General features: G+C 73.1%; 16 protein-coding genes. 1 reads left to right on the forward strand and 15 read right to left on the reverse strand.

Annotated features, from left to right (window positions below; genetic code table 11):
• Positions 1-107: 107 nt before the first annotated feature.
• From AC1VWI_RS35490 to AC1VWI_RS35560, 15 genes are all read right to left on the reverse strand, one after another.
• A complete protein-coding gene (locus tag AC1VWI_RS35490) occupies positions 108-3014 on the reverse strand; it encodes a S8 family serine peptidase (RefSeq protein ID WP_499515110.1) in 2907 nt (968 codons plus the stop codon).
• Between the two features lie 508 nt (positions 3015-3522).
• The gene (locus tag AC1VWI_RS35495) at positions 3523-6387 is read right to left on the reverse strand and encodes an NHLP bacteriocin export ABC transporter permease/ATPase subunit (RefSeq protein WP_499515111.1); all 2865 of its coding nucleotides are present in this window, start codon (positions 6385-6387) and stop codon (positions 3523-3525) included.
• Between the two features lies 1 nt (position 6388).
• Positions 6389-8644 (reverse strand): NHLP family bacteriocin export ABC transporter peptidase/permease/ATPase subunit, encoded by a 2256-nt coding sequence (locus AC1VWI_RS35500; protein WP_499515112.1) that lies wholly within the window; start codon positions 8642-8644, stop codon positions 6389-6391.
• A complete protein-coding gene (locus AC1VWI_RS35505) occupies positions 8641-9447 on the reverse strand; it encodes a hypothetical protein (RefSeq protein WP_499515113.1) in 807 nt (268 codons plus the stop codon). The genes AC1VWI_RS35500 and AC1VWI_RS35505 overlap by 4 nt, the downstream gene beginning before the upstream one ends.
• Positions 9448-9551: 104 nt before the next feature.
• A complete protein-coding gene (locus AC1VWI_RS35510) occupies positions 9552-9779 on the reverse strand; it encodes a type A2 lantipeptide (RefSeq protein ID WP_499515114.1) in 228 nt (75 codons plus the stop codon).
• A 415-nt stretch (positions 9780-10194) separates the two neighbouring features.
• Positions 10195-10893 carry a TetR/AcrR family transcriptional regulator gene (locus tag AC1VWI_RS35515; protein WP_499515115.1) on the reverse strand — a complete coding sequence of 233 codons (699 nt, stop codon included), beginning with the start codon at positions 10891-10893 and terminating at the stop codon, positions 10195-10197.
• A gap of 79 nt (positions 10894-10972) precedes the next feature.
• Positions 10973-12289 (reverse strand): ABC transporter substrate-binding protein, encoded by a 1317-nt coding sequence (locus AC1VWI_RS35520; protein ID WP_499515116.1) that lies wholly within the window; start codon positions 12287-12289, stop codon positions 10973-10975.
• 88 nt (positions 12290-12377) lie between these two features.
• The gene (locus AC1VWI_RS35525) at positions 12378-13469 is read right to left on the reverse strand and encodes a branched-chain amino acid ABC transporter permease (RefSeq protein ID WP_499515117.1); all 1092 of its coding nucleotides are present in this window, start codon (positions 13467-13469) and stop codon (positions 12378-12380) included.
• A gap of 7 nt (positions 13470-13476) precedes the next feature.
• Positions 13477-14322 carry a branched-chain amino acid ABC transporter permease gene (locus tag AC1VWI_RS35530; RefSeq protein ID WP_499515118.1) on the reverse strand — a complete coding sequence of 282 codons (846 nt, stop codon included), beginning with the start codon at positions 14320-14322 and terminating at the stop codon, positions 13477-13479.
• A 30-nt stretch (positions 14323-14352) separates the two neighbouring features.
• Complete coding sequence (locus AC1VWI_RS35535) at positions 14353-15069, reverse strand: ABC transporter ATP-binding protein (RefSeq protein WP_499515119.1); 717 nt, start codon at positions 15067-15069, stop codon at positions 14353-14355.
• Complete coding sequence (locus AC1VWI_RS35540) at positions 15062-15898, reverse strand: ABC transporter ATP-binding protein (RefSeq protein WP_499515120.1); 837 nt, start codon at positions 15896-15898, stop codon at positions 15062-15064. Before AC1VWI_RS35540 ends, AC1VWI_RS35535 begins: the two co-directional genes overlap by 8 nt.
• A 235-nt stretch (positions 15899-16133) precedes the next feature.
• Positions 16134-17759: a sodium/solute symporter gene (locus AC1VWI_RS35545; protein WP_499515121.1), complete on the reverse strand. Its 1626-nt coding sequence runs from the start codon at positions 17757-17759 to the stop codon at positions 16134-16136.
• Positions 17756-18130: a DUF485 domain-containing protein gene (locus AC1VWI_RS35550; protein ID WP_499515122.1), complete on the reverse strand. Its 375-nt coding sequence runs from the start codon at positions 18128-18130 to the stop codon at positions 17756-17758. Before AC1VWI_RS35550 ends, AC1VWI_RS35545 begins: the two co-directional genes overlap by 4 nt.
• Positions 18131-19030: 900 nt before the next feature.
• Positions 19031-21529, reverse strand: coding sequence for a SpoIIE family protein phosphatase (locus AC1VWI_RS35555; protein WP_499515123.1), 2499 nt, complete (start codon positions 21527-21529; stop codon positions 19031-19033).
• A 157-nt stretch (positions 21530-21686) separates the two neighbouring features.
• Positions 21687-22706: a polysaccharide deacetylase family protein gene (locus AC1VWI_RS35560; RefSeq protein WP_499515124.1), complete on the reverse strand. Its 1020-nt coding sequence runs from the start codon at positions 22704-22706 to the stop codon at positions 21687-21689.
• Between the two features lie 199 nt (positions 22707-22905).
• On the opposite strand from AC1VWI_RS35560, the gene AC1VWI_RS35565 reads away from it, so the two are divergent.
• The gene (locus AC1VWI_RS35565) at positions 22906-23610 is read left to right on the forward strand and encodes a glycoside hydrolase family 75 protein (RefSeq protein WP_499515125.1); all 705 of its coding nucleotides are present in this window, start codon (positions 22906-22908) and stop codon (positions 23608-23610) included.
• Positions 23611-23724 lie beyond the last annotated feature (114 nt).

Here is a 23724-nt window from a genome sequence, read left to right on the forward strand (position 1 = left end):
GGCGGCCCCCGGAACCCTTTGCGCGGACCGCCCGGCCGGGGGCCGGCCTTCCTTCGGGAAGGCCGGCCCCCGGCTCGGCATGGAGCGGTCGGCACATCGGACTGCGGTCAGCGGGAACTGATCAGCAGGCCGGGTACGACGGTTCGGCCGGTGCGGAACTCGGTGTACGCCCACTGCTCGACGTCGGGCTGCGGGCCCACCGGGTTCAGTGTCACCTGCGCGTTCCCGCCCCGCTGCACCGCGGACGGTGTGGTCAAGGTGGCGTTGCGCCGGTCGGCCTTCTCAGGGATGACGGTCACCCCGAGCCGGTAGGGAATGTCGGGTGACGTGGCCGTCTGGGCGTGCACGTAGGCGGTGTAGACGCCGGGTTCGGGGAAGAACCGGACGCTGCGCTCGTTGCTGTGCCATGACGCCCAGCTTCGGTCGACCAGCTTGCCGTCCTTGTAGAGGTACAGGTCGAGATTGGTGTTGGGGTCGTCCGAGGCCGTCTGCACGACGAGTCCGGCCGCGCCGCGCGGCACGGTGATCTTCGTGCCTTGGGTGCCCACCCCGCCGGGGGAGAAGACGCCGCCGCTGACGGAGGTCGTGAGCTTCTTGTCCGTCCAGGTCACGGGGGTGTACCCGGTGGTGCGGCCGGTCAGCGGGCCGGTGAAGCCGGGCTCCAGGAAGCCTTGGCCCTGGCCGCCGGTGCGGCCGAACTCGATTCCCGTGTCGTCGTACGGCCGCGGCGTGAAGCCCCACGGACGGCCGGCGACGGTCAGCCGCACCCGGTGCTTGGCGCTCGTGAACACCAGTGAACCGGTGGTGTAGCGGTCCCAGGTCGCGGTGCCGCGCTCCAGCGTGATGGTCACCGTGGCGGTGGCACCGGGCTTCACCGAGATCGTCCGGGGGCTGACCGTCACCTTCATACCGGCCAGCCCGTCGACGTGCGCCGTGTACGTCTCGGTTCGCGTGCCGACGTTGGTCAGCCGACGCGTGAGGCGCACCGGCTTCGTCCCGTCGTACTCGCGCAGCGCGATCGAGGGCAGGTTGATCTCCTTGCCGTCCGGAGTCGCCGCGGAAGCGAAGGCGGTCAGTTCGGCTGCGGAAGGCTCGATCACCAGGCCCGGGTCGTCGGCGGACGGGGTACGGGGCATGCCGGAGCCCTGCTGCAGCGGGCCGGCCGTGCCCTTGGTGTCGGTGGCGGTGGTGCGCAGGGCCGAGGCGGTCGCGCCGGGCGACCACTTCGGGTGCCGGGCGCGCAGCAGCGCGGCCATGCCGGCCACGTGCGGGGCCGCCATGGAGGTACCCGAGTACGCGTCGAAGAGACGCCCGCCGTCCATCGGCGACACCGCCGCCACCACGTCGATGCCGTCCGCGACGAGGTCGGGCTTCTGCAGTCCGGTGTGGACCTGGTCGGGGCCGTACGACGAGAGGCCGGCCACGCTCGGCAGTCCCACGAGGCTGCTGCCGTCGCCGCCCTCGACCAGCGACGCGGTCCCGTCGGTACGGTGCGCCCACAGGTAGTTGAAGAGCTTGCCCGCCTGTTCGGCGCTCCACAGGTAGACGGTCGGGAAGTCGTAGATCACGTTGAGCCGGGTGTTGCCGGTCGACTGGAACAGCACCACGCCGACACCGCCGGCGGCCTTGACCGTCGCCACCGCGTCGACGGGGTCGATGAAGTCGCAGGCCACGATCTTGCCCTTGACCTTGGCGGGGTCGAGACTTCCCGACCAGCAGTACTGTGCGCCGTCGTCGAGCGATCCGGCCTGGTCGGCGAAGACGATGGGGGTGCCGCGACGGGACGGCAGCTGGTCCATCGACGTGCCGACGATGCGGGTGCCGTCGCCGAGCCGCACGGTCGCCTCGTGGGAACGCTCCACCGTCGCGCCCACCGTGGTCACCCATGGTTCGGCGTTGCTGACCATTCCGGACATGCCGTCGTTGCCGGCCGCCGCGGCGACGAAGACGCCGGCGAGGTACGCGTTGAGGAAGGCGTCCCCGATCGGGCTGTTGGGCTGGTAGTCGCCCATCGAGTTGCCGATCGAGTAGTTGATGACCTGGACACCGTCGGCCACCGCCGCGTCGATCGCCGCGATGATGTCGGCGTCCGTGCCCGAGCCGCCCCAAAGGGCCTTGTACACGGCGATCCGCGCGTCGGGCGCCACTCCGGAGATCGCGCCGTAGTCGTGCCCGAGGACCATCGCGTGCTTGACGGGAAGACCCGCCGCGGTGGAGGCGGTGTGGGTGCCGTGTCCGTTCATGTCTCGCGCCGAGAGGGTCTCCCCGTCGGGGAGCGAGCCGTAGGCGCTGAGCCACCCGTCGGCGAAGTATCGGGCGCCGACGATCTTGCCGTTGCAGGCGCCGGCGGGGAAGCCCTCACCGGTCTGGCAAGTGCCGTGCCAGCCCGCCGGCCGCGGCATGGTGGCGGCGAAGGAGGCGCTCTCCGGCCAGATGCCGGTGTCGATCACGCCGATGACCACATCGGAGCCGTGAGCCGGCTTGGTCTGCGTCGCGGTCTGCGGAGCCCTACCCGTCGGCGCCTGTGTCGGGGGCTGCGCCGCCTGCGTTGTCCCGGTCGTCGCCGCGTCGGCCTTCACGAGACGGGCCGGGGTGACCGCCGCGACGCGCGGGTCCTTGGAGAGTTCGCCGGCCTGCGCGCCGGTCAGCTTGGCGGCGAAGCCGTTGAAGGCGGTGGTGTAGGTCCGCTGCGCCCGTACGCCGAAGTCGCCGAGCACGTCGCTCTGCGCCTCGCCCAGGTGCTTGCGGTACTTCTCGGCCGCGGCCGAATGAGGCTGGAGTTCCTGCCCGGCCACCGGCCTCGTGGCCGCGAGTCCCTTGACTCCGCCCGTGTACGACGTGACCGGCGCCTCTCGCAGCCGCACGACGTACTGGCCCTTGATGGTTCCGGGCTGCGCGGCGGTGTGCAGGGCGCCACCGCCCGTGAGGGCGGCTCGGGAGTGGTCGTACTGGCCCAGCCTCAGGTCCGGCAGCGGAGCGCCGGTCTGTGCCGCGGCCGGCCCGATGTTCCCCAAGCCGCTGAATATGGTGGCGAAAACAGTGATTGCCGACGCCGCGACGATGCGGCGTCGTCGTCGTCGAAGGCTCGCGCTCGTGACCACGAGTCTCCTCCCATGAAGTTAACGGTGTGAATGTCCGTCACACCCAACCTCCAACCGATCACGCGAAGATCACATTCGAATGACGATCCGTCCCGCCCGGCGTTGCCTCGGCCGTCTGTTGGGGGGTCATTCGCCGCCGCGTCGCGGTGAGTTCCCCGCGACGGGAAGGGCGCCCGGTCGATCGCCGAGGTGCGGGGAGTCGAGCCTCTCAGGGCCCTGAACAGCGCGAACTCGGATACGGGCGGCGGCGGTTCGTTCCGCGCACCTGGGTGCTGATCGCGGGGTTCCCGGGGGGCGGCACGTTGCCGAGGCCCTGGGCGACGTCCGCACCCGACTGCCTGTCGTTTTGCAGACAGGTGTCGGGATGCCGACACCGTGAGCACGTTCACGGGTGACCGAGTGCACCAGCAGAGCGCCTGATCTAGCTCATCTGACGCCGGACCAGCTCGTGCAGCCGGCCGCCGGGGTTCGCCAGCAGGTCGGCGGGGCGGCCCTCCTCGACGACGCGGCCGTCCTCCATGACGACGACGCGGTCGGCGTCCATGACGGTGGAGAGCCGGTGGGCGATCACGACGCGGCTGGCGCGCAGCCGCCGGGTGCTGTCGATGACGGTGCGCTGGGTCTCGTTGTCGAGGGCGCTGGTGGCCTCGTCGAGGAAGAGGATGCGGGGCCGCCGGATCAGGGCCTGGGCGATCATCAGGCGCTGGCGCTGGCCGCCGGAGATGGTGCTCCCGCCCGCGATCATGGTGTGCAGGCCCATGGGCATGCGCTTGATGTCCTCGGCGAGGCCGGCCATGGCGGCGGCCTCCATCGCCTCCTCCTGGGTGTGGACCTCGGCGCCGCAGATGCAGTCGAGGATCGAGCCGGTGAACGGCTGGGCGTTCTGCAGCACCACGCCGCACTGCCGGCGGACCGCGCCCTGGTCGAGCGCGGCCAGGTCCTGGCCGTCGTACAGGACGCTGCCGGAGGCCGGCCTGTCGAAGCCGATGAGCAGGCGCAGCAGGGTGGACTTGCCGCAGCCGCTGGGGCCGACGATCGCCACGAACTCGCCGGGCCCGACCCGCAGGGAGACGTCGTCGAGGACGAGCGGGCCGTCGCCGGAGTAGCGGAAGGAGAGGTTGCGGGCCTCGATCGCGCCGGACAGGACGCCCGGCTGGGTGCTGCCGCCGCGCACCTCTGGGGTCTCGTCGAGGATCGGCTTGACCTGCTCGTACATCGGCAGCACCGCCGCGGCCGACAGCAGCGCCCCGGTGAGCTGGGTGACCGAGGTCAGCAGCATCGTCATGGCGGTGCTGAAGGTGAGGAAGCCGGACGCGGACAGCGAGCCCCGGGCCGGGCCGGCCAGCAGCATGAACATGATGAGGGAGCACAGCGGCAGGTAGACCGCGTTGAGCACGGTGGTGATGTTCTTGATGCGGCCCGCCCGCTGCTGGAGTTCGCGGCTGCGGGCGAAGCGGCGGGCCCAGGCGGCGTAGGCGAAGCTCTCGGCGGCGGCGACGCGGAGCTTGGGCAGGCCGCGCAGGGTCTGGAAGGCCTCGTTGTTCAGCTTGTTGCCGAGCACCACCAGCCGTCGCTGCCAGCGCAGTTCCCACAGCCCGAGGCCGAGGAGCAGGGCCCCGATGACGACGAGCATGCCGAGGGCGGCGAGCGCGAGCGGGACGCTGTACAGGAGCAGCAGGACGAGGTTCATCGCGCCGACCGTCGTCGCCTGGACGGCGACCGGGCCCACCCCGGCGAGCACCCGGCGGATGGCGCTGATGCCCATCGCGGCACTGGCGAGCTCGCCGGTCGAGCGGCCGGCGAAGAACCCGGTCGGCAGGCGCAGCAGACGGTCCCACACGGCGGGCTGCAAGGTGGCCTCGATGCGGCCCTCAATGCGCAGCACGGTGAGGTTCTGCATCAGCATGAAGACGGCGCACACCAGGCCGGTGACGACGACGGCCAGGGCGGCCTGGACGATCAGCCCGGTCTCCGCGTCGGGTACGTAGGTGCCCAGCACCTGTCCGGTCGCGATGGGCACGAAAGCACCGAGGCCCACGGTGACGAGGCTGCTCAGGACGAGGTTGCGCAGATCGCCCGCCGAGCCCCGGAGGCTGAAGCGCAGCAGCCGCATCAGCCCGGTGCCCCGTTCGGGGAGCGGCCGGTAGAGCATGACCGCACGCTCCTCGAAGTCCTCCGCGTTGTGGTCGGCGACCCGCACGCGGCTGCTGCCGCCGGGCCCGACCGCCTCGTAGCCGCCGCGCCGCCACAGCAGGGCCACCGGCGCGCCGGACGCGGCGCGCCGGCCGACCAGGGGGCCGGTGTTCTCCCGCCACCAGGCGCCGTCGAGCCGTACCGGGCGGGTGCGGATGCCGGAGGTGACGGCGACCCGCTCGACCGGGTCCATGCGGTCGCTGACCGCCCCGCTGCGCGACGGCGGGGTGAGGGTGATCCCGGCGGCCTCGGCGACCTGCCGGCAGACGGCGTACGTCGTGTCGTCGGAGGCCTCGGCGGTACGCGCGGGGGCCTTGCGGGAGGTGGCGATGGAGGCCAGCAGATCGCGGTCGGCCTGCTCGCGGACGGCCTCCCCAGCCCTGATGCCCGCGGCCGTGCGGTCCTCGTGGGCGCGCTCCAGGCCTTCGATCCAGCCGTCCAGCGTCGACAGCAGCCGGTACTGCTGGTTGACCATGCTCTGCCACATCGCGCCGTCGAGGAGCAGGTCGCCCGCCGCGTCCGCGGAGTACGCGGCGCCGTACTGCACGCTGCCCGGCAGGACCGGCAGCCACAGGATGTCGTCGTCGGCGACGTGCTCGCCGTCCGTGGTGCGGCCGGTCAGCGGGGCCTCGTAGAGCACCCGCTGGCTGCGCCCGACACCGAGCGCGAAGGCGTGCTCGAGCAGGCTGAGGGCGAGTTCCTGGGTGTCGTGGCCGGCGCCGTACGGGCCCTGCTGCGCCCAGCCGTCGCCGTGCGCCGCCTGGTGCGGGTGGGGTGGCCGGTACAGCTCGCGCAGCGGGACGCGGCGCAGGAAGCAGCCCTGCAGCGGGCGTCCGACGAGGGTGTGCCGGGGCCCCTCGACCGGGCCGAGGAGGAGGGCGCCGGGTTCCAGGCGGCCCAGGTAGTGCCAGTGGCCCTGCTGGGCGGCGTCGACCGCGAACAGGTCGAGGGCGCCGGCCACCACGAGCCACAGCACGTGCGGGCCCTCCAGGGGCAGGCTGCGCAGGCCGGTGCAGTCGACGGGGCCCCCGAGCCCGCCGAGGGCGGTCAGGACCGGATCGCCGGTGGCGGTGCCGGGCTGTACGGGGATCACGTCAGTGCTCCTTGACCAGGGCGGCGTACGCGCCGCCCGCCGCGATCAGCTCCTCGTGGCGTCCGCGCTCGACGACCGTGCCGTGGTCGAGGACGACGATCTCGTCGCTGTCGCGGACCGTGCTGAGCCGGTGCGCGATCACCACGCAGGCGCAGCCGCGGCGGCGCAGGTTGTCGATGATGACCTGCTCGGTCTCCGCGTCGAGGGCGCTGGTCACCTCGTCGAGCACCAGCACGCTGGGCCGCCGGACCAGGGCCCGGGCGATCTCCAGCCGCTGCCGCTGCCCGCCGGAGAAGTTGCGGCCGTCCTGCTCGACGTGACTGTGGACGCCGCCGGGGCGGCGGGCGACGACCTCGTACAGGCAGGCGTCGCGCAGCGCGGCCTCGACGTCCCCGTCGGGGATGGAGGGGTCCCACAGCGCGACGTTGTCGCGCACCGTGCCCTCGAAGAGGAAGACGTCCTGGTCGACGAAGGAGACGGAGGCGGCCAGGGACCCGCGCGGGATGTCCTCCAGGCGCTGCCCGTCGATGCGGATCGTGCCCTCCCACGGGCTGTAGAGCCCCGCGATCAGCCGGGAGACGGTGGACTTGCCGCTGCCGGAGCCGCCGACGAGCGCGACCTGGCGGCCGGGCGCGACGGACAGTGAGAAGCCGGACAGCAGCGGCTTGTCGAGGGGGCTGTAGCCGAAGGTGACGTCCTCCAGCGTGACGTGGCCCTTCAGCCGGCGGGTGCTCGCCCCGGACTCGGGGCGCGCGTACAGCGAGTCGACGGGGAAGTTCTCGACGTCCTTGAGCCGCACCACGTCGGCGGCGAAGTCCTGGATGCGGCCCGCGACGCCGTTGAGGCGGGTGATGGGCGCGGTGAACCGGACGACCAGGGACTGGAAGGCGACGAGCAGGCCGATCGAGATGTGCCCCTCCACCGCCCGCAGCCCGCCGATCCACAAGATGAGCGCGCTGTTGAGCGTCGCGAGGGTCGGGGCGACGACCGACAGCCAGGCGCTGGGCACGCCGAGCCGCTGCTGCTCCTCCAGGGTGGCGGCGTGCTGTCCGGCCCAGCGGCGGAAGTAGCCGTTCTCGCCGCCGGTGGCCTTCATCGTCTCGATCAACTGCAGGCCGGTGTACGAGGTGTTGGTGAGCCGGGCGCTGTCGGCGCGCAGCTTCTGCGTCCGGGTGGCCCGCAGCCGTGTCACCACGCGCATGGCGACGGCGTTGAGCAGGGCGATCCCCACCCCGAGGACGGTGAGTTGCGGGTCGTACGTCCACATCAGCAGCGCGTAGAGCACGACGACGACGCCGTCGACGGCCGCGGCGGCCAGGTCGCGGGCGAGGGTCTCGGCGACGGCGTCGTTGGACTGCAGGCGCTGTACGAGGTCGGCCGGGTTGCGCTGGGTGAAGAAGGTGACCGGCAGCCGCAGCAGGTGGCGCAGGAAGCGGGCGCTGCCGAGGGTGGAGGAGATGATGCGGCCGCGCAGCAGGTTGGACTGCTGGACCGCGGTGAGCGCGGCGGTGAGCGCCACCAGCGCGGCCATCGACGCGAACAGCGTGCCCAGGAGCGAGGTCTGGTCGCCGATCAGGAACAGGTCGATGTACGTGCGGCTGAGCGCGGGCAGCGCGGCCCCGACCGCGACCAGCAGGAGGCTGGCCACCAGCGCGGCGAGCATGGTGCCGCTGGTGCCGCGCAGCCGGGCCGGGAGGGCGCCGAGGACGCCGGGCCTGCGGCCGCCGCGGTGGAAGTCCGGGCCCGGCTCGAAGGTCAGCACGACTCCGGTGAAGCTGGTGTCGAAGTCCTCCAGGGGCACGAACCGCCGCCCCTTGTCGGGGTCGTTGACGTGGACGCCGCGCCTGCCGAGGCGGCGGCCCATGCCGTCGTAGACGACGTAGTGGTTGAACTCCCAGAAGAGGACGGCCGGGGCGCGCACCTCGGTCAGGGCCGCGGTCTCCATCTGCATGCCCTTGGCCTGCAGGCCGTAGCCGCGGGCCGCCTTCAGCAGGTTGCTGGCGCGGGAGCCGTCGCGGGAGACGCCGCAGGCGATGCGCAGTTCCTCCAGCGGTACGTGCCGGCCGTAGTGGCCCAGCACCATCGCCAGGGAGGCCGCGCCGCACTCCACGGCCTCCATCTGCAGCACGGTGGGGGTGCGGACGCTGCGGGGCCTGCGGCCCGGCCGCTGCCGGCGGGTGCGTGCGGGCTCGGGGCGGTGTCTGCGGCGGCCGGCGGGCGGCAGCGGCCGCTGCTGGGGCCGGGCGGGCGCGGTCAAGGGAGCAGCCAATCGATCGGGCGCTGTGCGGCCAGGTGGACGGCGCCGGTGGCCAGGGTCATGGAGTCCAGCTCGTACGAGGGGCCGTCGCCCTTGGACCAGCGGTAGCCGGTCGGGGTGCGGGAGGAGGCGTCGAGCGTCACGACGACGGCCACCGGGCGTCCCGCTCGGGTGAGTTGCGCGGCGAGTTGCGGGTCGCCGAGGTCGGCGGCGATCTGCCGGGCGGTGCGCGAGGTGCGGCCGACGGCCCGCACATGGCCGCGCAGCACCCCGTACCGGGCCTGGGGCGCGGACTCGACGGCGAGGTCCACCGCGGCGCCCACCGGCACCGAGGAGGCGCCGGTCGCCGGGACGTAGAGGGTCGCGACGAGCGGGTCGCCGGTGCGGGCTGCGCGTTCGACGGTCGCCACGTCCGAGCCGACGGTGACGACGGTGCCGATCGAGGCCACCAGGGCGCTGACCCGGCCCGCGGCCACGGTCCGGACGACGGTGTCGCCGCGCGGTGTGCGCACGCTGAGCAGCGGGGCGTCGGCGGGCAGGCGCTCCCCTTCCTCGGCGAGGACCCGGGTGACCTGTCCGGCGACCGGACTCTGCAGGACGTAACTGCCCTGTCCGTAGCCGATGATTCCGGGTGCGCTCAATTTCGAGGACACGGAACCGTTTACCGCCCAGGAACTCGCGGCGGCCATCACGAGAATGACGACGGAGAGCACGAGACGGCCCTGCGGGCGCGCGAATCGCACCGGTAGATCGAGTTCTTCCGGTGACTGGAGCTTGGCAAGGGCCTTTTGGCGAAACTGCACGGAACTCTTCCCTCAGCCGCATCCCTCGCCATTGGGACACAAGGCCGCAATGGCGTCCGCGGGTCCCGGAAGGGAGGCCTCCGGGACCCGCGGATCCATCAGTCTCAGAGACCCGCGATCAGGCCGGTGGCCAGGCCGGTCACGGCGCCGGTGTTGACACCGGAGAGGCCCTCGACGGTGCCGACGACACCGGACACGGTGCCGGCGACCGGGGCGATCGACTCGACGGTGCCGGTGGCGTTGGCCACGAGGCCGCCCACGAGACCGCCGGAGACGTTGTCCAGGTCCGCGTCGGAGATCTCGCGGGTCTCAACCTGGGGGGTGAAGTCCATGGGGGGTTTCCCTTCGTGTGAACACATTTCATGTGGCGAATCATCAGGGGGGCAACCTCTTCGCCACGGCACGGGATACAAGCATGGGAGCAGGTGGGACGGCCAATTGGAGATTGCCGCGTTCGAATTGGGTTCGGATCCGCGGCTTCACCGGTGTGCCGTATTTCCCACGCCCCGGTGGCAATTCCTTCACAGACGGGCTTCCCGCCGGGGCTGCGGAACCGGGCACTCCGGATCAAACCGCGCGCACCGGCGGGGGATGTCCCGTGCGTACGTGCGGGCGTATGTCGCCCGCGTGTGCGGTGTGCAGATTTACCGAAGGTAATGTTCAGCCCTGCGCTTGAGCTGTTCCGCCCGCCCGTGACCAGGGCGGATCCACGGCGCGCGGGGCGCCGGGGCCGGTGGCCGGAAGGGCTCAGCCGGTGGCGTCGGCGGCGGTGGCCGACAGCCCGAAGTCGCAGAGCCTGCCGATGAGTTCCAGGGCGGTGTCCGTGAGGTCGGCGGCCTCGCGCGGGTCGTCGCAGGCGACGAGTTCCCGTCCGATCTCGGCGATCGTCGTCGTGAGCGCGATCAGCAGGGCGCGGTCGCCCGGCCGCTCCTGCGTGATGCCGAGCAGGGTCGCGTTGTGGCTGATCCAGGTCCGGAGGTTCTGCCGGCCCAGCAGGTCGAAGCCCGGCGGGGTGTCCCCGGTGTAGAAGAGCCTGGCCATCTCCCGCCGCGCCCAGGTGTGCTCCAGGTACGCGCGGGTGCCGGTGAGGAAGAGCGCGCGGGGCCGGTCCTCCCCGCTCTCGCGGAGCCGGGCCACCGCGCGGGCCGTGGTGTGGACCTGGGCGGTGCGGAACTCCTCCCACAGGGCCAGGAAGAGGTCCACCTTGCCGTCGAAGTGGTGGTAGAGCCCGCCGACGCTGGCGTCCGCGCGGCGGACCACCTCGGCGATGCCGGCCGCCGCGTACCCCGACTCCCCGAAGACCTCGCGGGCCGCCTTGAGCAGCGCCTGCCGGGTGGTCGCCGCCCGGCCGGGCGTCCGGGCCGGGGCCGGCCCGGACGCCCCACCGGTGGTGGGGAGGTCCGCGGGATCGCCGATGAGCAGCTCGTCACCGCGTCTGTCGCCCATCCCGGGACCTTCCGTCCGTCACGGTCGCGTCGCGCCGTGGACCCACTGCCTGGCGGGGCAGCACACTACCCCTCGCCCCTCAGGACGCCGGGATGCCGTCGGCCGGGGCCTGCGGCTGTGCCGTGGTGTACGGCGTGATGGCGCCCTGCTCGTCGTCCGTCACCAGCGGCGTGCCCTGCAGGGCGACCTCGGTGCTGCCCTTCAGGATGCCGATCTGGACCCCGGTGTAGCCCGCGTGCGAGTCCGCGCTGAACCGGAACGGCACCAGTCCGGGCCCGGTGAAGCCGCCCTTCTCCACGGCCTTCACCAGCGACTCCCGCGTCGGGTTCTCCCCGGCGCCCTGCAGTGCCTGGACGAAGGTGTAGGCCATGGACATCCCGAACTCGACGTTGCCGTCGAAGGGCAGCTTGGGGATGTACTTGTCGTGGACCTCGCGGAACAGCTTGATCCAGCTGTTGGACGTGTCGGTCGTCGGCGGCATGTAGGTGTCGGTGATGATGCCGTCCATGAGCGCCGCCGGGTCGGCCGTGCCGCCCGCCTGCTTGGCGAAGGACTGCAGCAGGCCCGCCAGGGTGGTCGGGTCGGAGCCGACGTTGGTCACCACCATCTGCGGGTCGTACTGGAGCTTGAGCGAGGTGAGCTTGAACAGCGCGGTGTACGTCGGGATGGTGAACAGCACCACCACGTCCGCCTTGGACTGGGCGATCGCCGTGACCTGCGGGGCGATGTCGGTGCCGCCGGGCTGGTAGCTCTGCCGGCTGACCACCGACTCCTTGGGGATGTACTGGTCCAGGCCCTCGACGCCGTCCTTGCCGAAGTCGTCGCCCTGGTAGAAGTAGGCGACCTTCTTGCCGGCGAAGTTCTCCTTGATGTACTGGCCGAGGATCTTGCCCTCGACGAGGTAGTCCGGCTGCCAGCCGAAGGTCTGCGGGTGCTTTTCGGGCTCGTCCCAGCAGCGGCAGCCGGAGGAGACGAACAGGTCGGGCACGCGGCGGCTGTTGAGGTAGTCGACCACCTTGGTGTGGGTCGGCGTGCCGAGACCGCCCACCATCGCGAAGATCTTGTCCTCCAGGACGAGTTCCTTGGTGACCTTCACCGTCTGGGTCGGGTTGTACGCGTCGTCCTTGTACTTGAACTCGATCTTCCGGCCGTTGACCCCGCCCTTGGCGTTGACGTGGTCGAAGTACGCCTTCGCGCCCGCCGAGACGTTGCTGTACCCCGGCGCCGCCGGGCCGGTGAGCGGCTGGTGGCTGCCGATGACGATGCTGTCCTTGGTGACGCCCGGCGCGGCGGAACCGCTGCCGGAGCCGTCGGAACAGGCGGTGAGCACCAAGGCCAGCACGGCCAGCGCGGCGCCGCCGCGAAGGCGCAGGCCGTGTCGGTGACTTCTTCTCATGACCCCTCCTGGAACCGAATCGGATTCGGTGGGTGTTGGACGGATTTCAGGTGACGTGCCGGTGGCCGGGGGAACGGGATACCGGCGGTCAGGTACCGGAGCCCCGCGTGCGGAGCCGCCGGACCAGACGGATGAGGGCCCCGTGGATCCCCTGCGGGAACAGGAGCATCGACAGGACGAGGGCGAGGCCGTAGAGGGCGAGCGGCAGGTTCGCGTAGAAGCCCCGGGACAGGTGCAGGGCGTCCGCCACGTCGCCCGTCCAGTTGGGCAGCAGGACCAGGAGCACCGAGCCGTACACGGCGCCCGCCAGGCTGCCGAGCCCGCCGAGCACCGCCGCCGTCAGCAGGGACAGGGAGAGCGCCAGCGGGAACGCCCCGGGCGCGGCCAGCGAACTGACCACCGCGAGGAGCCCGCCGCCCAGCCCCGCGCAGGCCGCGCTGACCACGAAGGCGAGCACCCGCAGGCGCGCCACGTGGATGCCGGCCAGCGCCGCGGAGACCTCGTCGTCCCGGATCGCCCGCCACGACCGGCCGACGCGGCTGCGCCCGAGGTCGGCGAGGAACACCAGCACGACCACCGCGCACAGCACGCAGACCCAGGCCTGCCAGCGCTCCAGCGGGAAGTACGGGCCCAGCGCCTCGGGCGGCGGCGGCGAGGCCACCACGAGCCCGTTCTCGCCGCCGAGCAGATCGGTCAGGTGCCGGTAGTTCGCGAGCGCCGGCAGCCCGACGGCCAGGGTGAGGGTCGCGCCCGCGAGGTACGGGCCCTGCAGCCGCGCCGCCGCGGCGCCCACCAGCGCGCCCAGGGCGGCCGTCACCGCCGTGCCCGCCAGCAGCGAGACGGCCAGCGACCAGCCCAGTTCGGTGAGGAACAGACCGGTCCCGTAGGCGCCGACCGCCATCAGCGCGCCGTGGCCCAGCGAGATCTGGCCGTTGGTCCCGGTCAGGACGGTCAGCCCGGCGACCGCGCACACGTAGGTGGCGACGCCGGCGACCTCCAGGTTCTGGTACGGCGACAGCAGGGCGCTGACGGCGCAGACCACCAGCAGCCCGAGCAGCGCGGGCACCAGGTGCCGTACCGCGGTGCGGTCCATCGGCCCCCTCAGCCGGGCGCTCAGGCCGGTCGCGGCCGGGCCCCCCAGCGGGGACCGCAGGTCCTTCGTGTCGGTCGTCTCGGTCATGAGCCCCTCACACCCGTCGCACGGAGGTCCGCGAGAACAGGCCGTTGGGCCTGATCATCAGCACCGTCATCAACACCGCCAGCGCGCCCAGCAGCGCGACCTCGGACCCCAGGTACCCCGAGACGTAGGAGAGGGTGAGCCCGACCACGAGCCCGCCGACCACCGCACCCGGCGGGCTGTCCAGCCCCCCGACGACGGCGGCGGCGAAGCCGAACACCAGGACCGCGTCGAACTGGTTGGGCCCGACGAAGGTCGCCGGCGCCACGAGGACCCCGGCGAGCGCCCCGACCGCCCCCGCCAGCGCCCAGCCCAGCGTGAGCACCCGCCCGACCCGCACCCCGAACATCCGGGCCACCTCGGGGGAGAACGCCGCCGCCCGCATCCGCAGCCCCACCGGGGTGACCCTGAAGAGCAGCACGAGCAGCGCCATCACCACGAGCACGGCCCCGATGACGAACAGGTCCGAGGGCGACAGCAGCAGCCTCGCGCCGCCCACCGTGAAGCCCTTGATGCCGAGCAGCGGCGGGAAGGAGCGCGGCGAGCCGCCCCACACCATCCCGGCCACCGCCTGCAGGAACAGCAGCAGTCCGAGGGTGACGATCACCGCGTTCATCGGCGGCCCGTTCTCGACCGGGCGGACCAGCACCCGCTCCACGACCGCCCCCAGAACGAACCCCGAGACGAGGGCGGCCAGCAGCCCGAGCCAGTACGAACCGGTCGCGTTGATCACGCCGAGGGCGACGAAGGTCGTGATCATCAGCATGCCGCCCTGGGCGAAGTTGACGATCCGGGTCGCCCGCCAGATGAGCACCAGGGCGAGCGCGACCGCGGCATAGACGATGCCGCTGCTCACCCCGCCCAGTGTCAGATTGATGAAGTACATTCAGAACCCCAGATAGGCGTGGCGGAGGTCGTCCGCGGTGGCGAGGCTCGCGGCCGCGTCGGACGCGACCACCCGCCCCAGGTTCAGCACGACGCCGTGGTCCGCGACGGACAGGGCGCTGCGCGCGTTCTGCTCCACCAGGAGCACGGTGAGCCCCTGCCGCTCCCGCAACTCCCGCAGGACCGCGAGGATCTGCGCGGTGACCCGGGGAGCGAGCCCCAGCGACGGCTCGTCGAGCAGCAGCAGCCGCGGCCGGGTCATCAGCGCCCTGCCGATGGCGAGCATCTGCCGTTCGCCGCCGGAGAGCGTCTCCGCGAGCCGTGCGCGCCGCTCGGCCAGCGCGGGGAAGAGGGCGTAGACCTCCTCCAGACCGGTGGACTGCAGCGCCCTGCGCTCGCGCCGGTTCCGCCACAGGACGCCCAGCCGGAGGTTGTCGTGGACGGTCAGCTCGGTGATGACCCCGCGGCCCTCCGGCACATGGGCCAGGCCCAGCCGTACGACCTCCTCGACGGGCAGCCGGGTGATGTCGGTGCCGTCGAGCAGGACGCTGCCGGAGCGGGGCCGGACGAGCCCGTTGACGGTGCGCAGCAGCGTGGTCTTGCCGGCGCCGTTGGCCCCGAGTACGGCGGTGATGCTGCCCTGGTCCACGGTGAGGGACACCTCGTCCAGGGCCCGCACCATGCCGTAGGAGACGGCGAGTTCGCGGACCTCAAGCACGGGAGGACTCCTCTCGTGCACCGGGCGCCGCCGGTGCCGCGGTGTCGGCTGGCGCCGGTGTCCCCTCGGTGACCTCGTCGCCGAGGTACGCCTCGGTCACCAGCGGGTCGTCGCGCACCTCGTCCGGGGTGCCGTAGGCGATGACCTTGCCGAAGTCGAGGACCAGGACCCGGTCGCAGACCCGCATGACCAGGTCCATGTGGTGCTCGACGAGGATGACCGACATCCGTTCGCGCAGCCCCGAGATGACCTCGCCCAGGTCGCGCATGCCGTCCTCGGACAGCCCCGAGGCCGGTTCGTCGAGCAGCAGCAGCCGCGGCTCACCTGCCAGCGCCCGGGCGAGCGCCACCTGCTTCTGCACTCCGTAGGGGAGTTCGCCGGGGAGCCGGCCGGCGGCGTCCTCCGCGCCGAGCTCGCGCAGGACGGCCAGCGAACGGTGACGCAGCAAGCGCTCGTCGCGGTCCGAGCGGGGCAGGCCCAGCAGGGCGGAGGTGAAGCCCGCCCGCGCGTGCCGGGTCGCCCCGACCATGACGTTCTCCAGCACGGTCAGCCGGGGGAACAGCCCGAGACCCTGCAGGGTCCTGGCGATGCCGAGCCGGGCCAGCTGGTGCGGCCGAGGCCAAGGCAGTGCCCGGTCCTGCCAGTGCAGCGTCCCGGCGGCCGGGCGTACGAAGCCGCACACCGCGTTGAACAGGGTCGTCTTTCCGGCCCCGTTGGGCCCGATGACGCCGAGCACTTCGCCCGGCCGGACCGACAGGGACACCGCATCGAGCGCGGACAGGCCTCCGAAGGAGACCTCGAGTCCGTCGATGCGCAGGAGGCTTTCCACCAGGCACCCTTCCTTGGGAGTTCGGCGGGGTGGTACGGGACGAGGGGGCAGGGGTCGGGGACGGGGATCGGGAACGGGGACCGGATCGCGCGGGCGGCCCGGCGCTCCGGCGGCGGGCCGGCCTGCCGTCCGGGAGGTCTCCTCCCAGCCCGACCGAATCAGAATCGGATTCGGTTCCGACTGAGGGTGAGCCCTGTCCGAAGCGCTGACAAGCCCCCGGCGACGGGGAGTTGAGCTAGCCGGCGCCCGCCAGCAGCCGTGCCTCGCCCGCCTCGTAGCGCCGCCGGCTCTCGGCGGCCGTCCCATCGCGGCGCCGCCGGTCGTAGCGGCTGCCGAGCCAGCCGGCGAGGAAGCCGAAGGGGATGGACACCAACCCGGCGGTCTGCAGCGGGAACCAGTGGAAGTCACGGTCCGGGAAGAGCGCCGTGGGACCGCCGGACACCGCCGTGGAGAACACCGTCAGCAGCAGGACGCACCCCGTGCCGCCGTACAGCGCGGCCAGCAGGCCGGTGCGGCCGAAGCCCCGCCAGAACAACGAGTACGTGAGGGCCGGCGCCACCGCCGAGGCGCCGATCGCCAGCGCGGTCGTCGTCATGACGGCGACGTTCCAGTCCTGGACCAGCGCGGCCAGGGCCACCGCCGCCGCGCCGACACCCACGGCCGCCCAGCGGGCCACCGCCAGTTCGGTGCGCGGGGCGGCCCGCCCGTCGCGCATCGCGTGCCCGAACAGGTCGTGCGCCAGTGACGAGGCCGCGGCGAGGGTCAGTCCCGACACCGACGACAGCAGCGTCACGAACACCGTCCCGCAGACGGCGGCGTACAGCAGCGTCTCGCCGATCGACGGCGCGGCCTCCCCGAACGCCCGGGCCAGCATCAGCACCGACGTACGGCCCTCGGGGTCGGCACCCGTGATCAGCCGGGCGCCGACCATGGCGGCCGCGCCCGCCCCCATGACCGTGCCCAGCAGGCAGAACGTGGTGACCGCGCCGACCGCCCAGGACATCGAGCGGCGCACGGCGGGGGCGTCGGGCGCCGAGTACAGACGCATCGTCACGTGCGGCAGGCAGGCCACCCCGAGGACGACCGTGAGCTGCAGCCCGATGAAGTCCAGCTTCCCCTCGGTGGTCCGCCCCAGCTCCAGGCCCTGCCGCAGGTACGCCTCGCCGGCCCCGCTGCCCGCCTGCGCGGCACGCAGCAGGGCGTCCGCGCTCCAGCCGAAGCGGCTCATGACGAGCGCGGCGACCACGGCGCTACTGCCCAGCAGCATCACGATCTTGATGATCTGGATGAGCGCCGTGCCCCGCATCCCGCCCATCGCCGCGTAGACGACCATCAAGGTGCCGATCATGGCAATGGAGACCGTGCGCGCACCGTCGAGGTGGATGTCCAGGATGGCGGTGAGCAGCGAACCCGCCCCCGACAGTTGCACGATGAGGAACGGCAGGCACGCGGCCAGGGTGACCACGCTGGCGGCGATCCGCACGGACCGGCCGCGCATCGTACGGGCGAGGACGTCGCCCATGGTGAACCGCCCCGCGTTGCGCAGGGGTTCGGCGAGCAGGAACATCAGCACCACCAGCGACATGCCGGTGCTGGTCGCCAGCACGAAGCCGTCGTAGCCGAAGAGCGCGATGATGCCGGTGGTGCTGAGGACGGTCGCGGCGGAGATGTAGTCGCCCGCGATGGCCAGGCCGTTCTTGAACGGGGTGAGGGTGCGGTAGCCCGTGTAGAACTCCGCGAGGTCGTCCCGTTCCGGCCCGGCGAAGACGCTGAGCAGCAGCGTGCAGGTCACCAGGAACGTGAAGAAGAGCAGGACGACGGTCTGCGTCCCCGAGTCGTATGCGGCCGCGAACCGGTTCACCGGGCGGCCCCGTCGGCCGTCTCCCGCTGCCGTACGCGCAGCGCCAGCGGGTCCACCGACCGCCGCGCGCTGCGCTCGTACCAGCGGATCGCCGCGAACGTGACGGCGAGCTGCGACAGCCCCATCAGCGTGCCCAGCGTCAGCTGTCCGGCGACCCTCGTGCCCATGGTGTCCCGCGCGAGCACGGAGAGCAGGAGGAAGGCCAGGAAGTAGCCGAGCGCGGTGAGCGCCGAGACCCGCCGCAGCAGCCGGTAGGCCGAACGCAGCCGCCTGAGCTCGACGGGCCGCACGGGTGGTCGCGGTGGTGGTGCCGGCGCCGGTGCGGGCTGCGGTGGTTGCCGGTGGTGCCAGGTGTCGCCGTAGTACGTCATCGCGCGGTCTCCAAGCGGCTTGCGTGGCGAGGGTGTGCGGGCGCGGTGGGGGGACGGGCAGGTTCGACCGGTACGCCCCGGGGCGTCGGTGCCCCGGGGTGGCCGCACGATACCGACTGGTCGGCATGTCGGGAAGAGGTGCTGCAGGTCACGGTTGGAGCACCAAGCCGACCGGCCCCTCGCGGACCCGCTGCCGGCGTCCGACCCGGCCGCAACGTGCCTGCGTGCGGGGCGGGTTCGGAGCGGCCGTGCGGTCCGCGCGTGACGGTGCGGGTGCTTCGCGTGGTGCGGATGCGGGCCCCGTGCTCGGGGCTGCCGCGGCCGGGCCGCCGTGCCCAGTGGCCCCCGACAGGGGTAACTCACACGTGCCGGGGCAGGATTCGGGGCGCGGCGTCCGTCCGGGGCTGTGTCGTCCGAGGCGACCCCCACCCGGCCTGGCGCTGCTCCCGCGTGGACGGCCGGAGGCGCCGGCGCAACCGCCACGCCGGGTTCCGGGCGTCGCGCTGGCGACACGCGGGCCGCCGGAACCGGCCCTTGGCCGGGTCGGGTTCACCGTGCCGGCCGGGGCGGGCAGTGCCTCGTCGTCGGAACCCCGGCCGGGCGCAGGAACACCCCGCGGCGCGGACGCACGCCGCCCGGTCAGGGCTGCGTCCCACGCTCACGCCGACGCGACTGCCCCCGGCGGGCGGGGGACTCCTGCCCTCGGGAGGCTTCCCATGGCCGTCTCGGCGCGTGGGCCGACGCGGACGGCCTGAGGCGTCCGGTGCGCGAGGACCCACGGGATCCGGCCGGCGGCACCTCGTGGCGGGGACGCGTGCCGTCGCCCCAGGCCGCGTCAGGCGCCGGGCGCAACTGCCGCCCGTGCAACCGGTCCCTCGCGCGCACCCCCGGCAGCTCGCGTCAGCTGCCGCTGCCCGGCTCGACGTGCGGGGGGTGGACGGGGATCTCGCACCACACCTGCTTGCCGCCGCTGAGCGGCATCGTGCCCCAGGCCGCCGACAGCGCCTCGACGAGGAGGATGCCGCGGCCGCCGGTGTCGTGCCAGTTGATGATCGCCGGCTTGACCGGCGTCCGCGGCGAGCCGTCGCCCACGGCGATCCGCAGCCGGTCGCCGGTGAGCGTGATGTCCAGACGGACCTGGCCCTCGGTGTGCACCAGGGCGTTGGTGACCAGCTCGGAGACGACCAGCAGCACCGTGTCGGCCGCCTCGCCGAGCCCCCACGCACGCAGCGTGCGGGCGGTGAACCGGCGGGCGTGCGAGGCGGCGTCGGGGAGCCGCCACACCGTCCAGCTCTCGCGCACGGGCTTGACGGCCATGCCGTCGTAACGCATCAGCAGCAGCGCGATGTCGTCGCTGCGGGTGGCGTCGCTCAGCAGGGCGTCGGCCATGCGGCCCAGGTGGGAGGGGTCGGCCTCGGACAGCTCGCGCGACATCCGCGCGATGCCCTCGTCCATCGGGAGCTCGGCGGACTCGACCAGGCCGTCCGTGGTCAGCGCGAGGACGGTGCCGTTCTGCAGCCGCAGCGGGATCAGCGGGAAGTCCGCGTCGTCGACGACGCCCAGCGGAGGCCCGCCGTCGCCCTCCACGGTCCGGGTGGTGCCGTCCGGGAACCGCAGCACCGGGGGCAGGTGACCGGCGCGCACGCACCAGGCACTGCCCTCCTCCATGTCGATGCTGACGTAGCAGCAGGTCGCGAAGAGGTCGGTCTCCATACCCATGAGCAGGCGGTTGGCGTGCGACACGACGACGTCGGGGGAGTGGCCTTCGACGGCATAGGCGCGGATCGCGGTGCGCATCTGGCCCATGAGCGTGGCGGCCCCGGCGTTGTGCCCCTGGACGTCGCCGATGACGAGGGCGACGTGGTGGTCGTGCAGGGGTATGACGTCGTACCAGTCGCCGCCGACCTCCAGCCCGCCGGTCGTCGGCAGGTACCGGGCGACCGCGACGCCGCCCGGCAGCACCGGGAGCCGGCGCGGCAGCAGGGTGCGCTGGAGGGTGCCGACCAGCTCGTGCTCGGCGTCGAAGGCCCGTACCCGGACCAGCGCCTGGCCGACCAGCCCGGCCGCGGCGGTCAGCACGGCGCGTTCGTCCGCGCCGAACTCGTGGGGCTCGTCCCAGCCGATGAGGCAGCAGCCGACGACCCGTCCGGCCGCGGGGAGCGGCAGCACCGCGAGTCCGCCGGGGCCCACCCCGGCCAGCGTGGACTCCAGCGGTGCCCCGGCCGGCCAGAAGGCGACCCGGCCCTCGCGCAGCGCGGTCGCCAGCGTGGGCATGGCCCGGGTCGGTGCGTCCGGCCATTCCGAACGCCATTCGGTGCGCCACACCTCGGGCCACGCGGAGGGGTCCGCAGGGTCGAGGACGGTGACCACCAGCCGGTCGTTCTCCAGTTCGGCGAGCGCGACCCGGTCGGCGTTCAGCGGGCGGCGCAGCGCCGTCACCACCACCGCGCTGACGTCCCGTACGGTCGCGGCGTTGGCCAGGTCGGCGGCGAGCTGCTGCACCCGGCCCACGTCGTTGACCCCGGCGCGCATCCGTGAGGCGTCCCCTACCGTGCCCAGCAGCCGTACGGGGCGGCCGTCCGGGGCGAACAGCACCCGCCCGCGCAGCCGTAGCCAGCGCAGTTCCCCGGAGGGCCGGCGGATGCGGAACTCCAGCTCGCGGTCGCCGGTGGCCATGTGCCCGGCCTCCACCACCGACATCAGCGCGGGCAGGTCCTCGGGGAGGGTCAGCGCGAGCAGGGTCTCCACCCGGCCGTCGAACGCCGAGGGCTCCAGGCCGAACAGGGTGAGCACGTCGTCGCCCACGTTGATCCAGCCGGTGTCCATGTCGAGGGTGAACCCGGTGCCCCGTGACTCCGCCCCGGCCATCGGGTCGGCGTCGCCGCACGCGTCGCCGGGCGTGGGGCCGGGGTGGCCGATCGCGGTGGCGAACAGTTCCAGGCGCTGCCGGTCCTCCGTGTCGAAGCCCCCGGGCTGGTCCGTGACCGCCACCAGGCAGCCGACGCACACATGGTCCGCCCGCAGCGGCAGCGCGGTCAGCGAGACCTCCAGCGGCTCCGGCGACCCGTTCCCCGTCAGCCGGGCGACCTCCGCGGGCCCCGCGGACACCACGCGGTCCTGGCGCACGGAGACGGCCATGGGGGAACCGCCGTCCGTCGCGTAGCTCTGGCGCAGCCCGTGCAGGGCGCGCGGCACCCCGGCCGAGGCGACCAGGCACAACTCCCCGCCGGTCTCCGAGGGCGCGTACACGGCGACGTGGGTCGCACCGGTGAAGACCAGCGCCTGTTCGATGACGGATCGCAGGCGGGCGGACTGGCCAAGGTCGGATCGGAGCGTTTTGAGCGCGAGCTCGGCGGACAGCGCCCGAACTCTGCGTCCTTTCGCGCCGTCGCTGACCACGTGGTCATTACACCGCCTCCGGGGCCCCGGCGCAGCCCGTGTGCAGGGAATCGTCACGGGGTGTGAGAAGAACGCGGGTCGTGTCCTCCGTTTCCCCCATCCTCGACCAGCTCCGCACGCGGGCGCGCCCCGGCGGGGCCGGGCCCGGGCCGCGGACCTAGCGCTGGGGGAAGGTGTAGGTGTAGCCGGCCGCGTCGAGCCGGTCGAGCAGGGTCTCCAGCGCCTGCACGGTCTGGCTGCGGTCGCCGCCGCCGTCGTGCATGAGCACGATGGCGCCCGGCTTCAGTTCGGAGTTCACGGTCGCGAGGATGGCGTCCGCGCCGGGGCGGCGCCAGTCGTCGGAGTCGACGGTCCAGCCGAGCGGGCGCAGTCCGTGGTCGGCGGCGATGGCGCGGATCGCGGGGGAGAAGTCGCCGCCGGGGGCCCGGTAGTACCACAGCGCGGTGTCGCCGGAGCCGGCGGCGCGGGATATCTCGCTCTGGGCGTCGAGTATCTCGTGGCGGTTGTACTCCTGCGACTTGCGGCTCTGCGCCTCGTCGTGGTGGACGGAGTGGTCGCACAGCCGGTGGCCCGCGGCGGCGATCCGCCGCACCAGGTCGGGGTGGGCGCCGGCGTTGGGGCCTATCTCGCAGAAGGTGGCCTTGGCGTGGTGCCGGGCGAGCACGTCCAGGACCTTGGGGGTCCACACCGGGTCCGGGCCGTCGTCGAAGGTGAGTGCCACCGACCTGCCCGGGGCCTCCACGCCGTGCTGGATCGAGCGCGCGGTCACGGACGTGCCACGGGCGGGGGCCTGGACCGCGGTGCCGTGGGCCCCCGCGCCGCCGCGCTGCGGGTCCGCGCCCTGCGCGGGGGCCTGCGGCCGGGCGGTCCCCGGGGCGGCGGTCTCGTGGTGCGCGGTCTCGTGGTGCGGGGCGTCGTGGTGCGCGGTGCCCGCCGGGGTGCGGGCCGCGCCCGGCGTGCCGGACGGGGCGCCGGGTGCCGTGGACGGCGTCGCAGCGGGGGCCGACGAGGGCGCGGGCGGCGCGGAGGGCGAGGCGGCACGGACGGAGGGCGCCGAGGCGGCGCTGCCGGCGGTCTGCATCATGTGCTCCGTGCCGCAGGCGGCGAGCGTGGCTCCGGCGAGCGTCACCGCCGCGACTGCTCCGAGGGCTCGGGTCGCGCGGGTCGTCAGTGCCACGGGGGTACCTCCTGGGGCCGGCTGCGTGCATGCCGGGCATGCGGATCAGCCCCCCACCGTAGGCGGCGCGCGGCGGCGTGCCCTCGGTCTTTCGGTCATCTTCGGGTCCTTCGCCGGCGGGACCTTCGTCCTCTTGGCATGGCCCCGACAAGATGCCAAGCTGTGAGTTAGGAAAGTTTCCTAACGGAAGGAGTCCCTCGTGCGCAAGCGCCTCGCACTGGCCACCGCCGGGGCCGGAGCCACCCTGCTGGCCGCCCTCCTCACCCCCGCCGCCGGCGCCGCCGGTACCGCCGGGTCGTCCCCCCGCAGTCCCCAGGAGGGCTCGGTCACGGCCGCCCAGTTACTGGCCAAGGTCAACGGCTGTACGCAGATCTCCAGCGGCAGGTACCGCACCGACGAGGAGACCTCCGCCACCGTCCCGGTCTGCGGTGCCAACGGCGCCGTGTTCTGGAAGGCCGACATGGACATCGACTGCGACGGCCAGGTCACCGCCCGCTGCAACTGGGACACCGACCCCTGGTTCCAGGACGACACGGCCTTCCACCAGTCGGACGGCCGCCCGCTCAACGCCGAGACGCTCCCCTACGTCGTCGTCCCCAGCCCCAGCGGCACCTGGGACTACCGCGGCGCCGGCATCAAGGGCGGCGGCGTGGTGGCCGTCGTGTACGGAGGCCGGGTCGAGTACGCAGTCGTCGGCGACACCGGCCCCACCGCGATCATCGGCGAGGCCTCGTACGCCACCGCGCAGGCCCTCGGGATCGACCCCGACCCGGAGACCGGCGGGGCGGAGTCCGGCGTGACGTACATCCTCTTCAAGAACTCCTCCGTCGCGCCGATCGAGAGCCACGCCAAGGCGGTCTCCGTGGGCGACGCGCTCGCCCGCCAGTTCGTCGCGGACAACTGATCCGCCCAGGACCCGGACGTACGCCGGGCGGCCGACGTGACGCGGCGGACGCCACCCCCGTGTTGCGCGGCCGCCCCCGGCGCGTGATCGTGGGCGACGGGACCGTCCGGCCCG

This window comes from Streptomyces sp. TOM-9 (assembly GCF_056858595.1).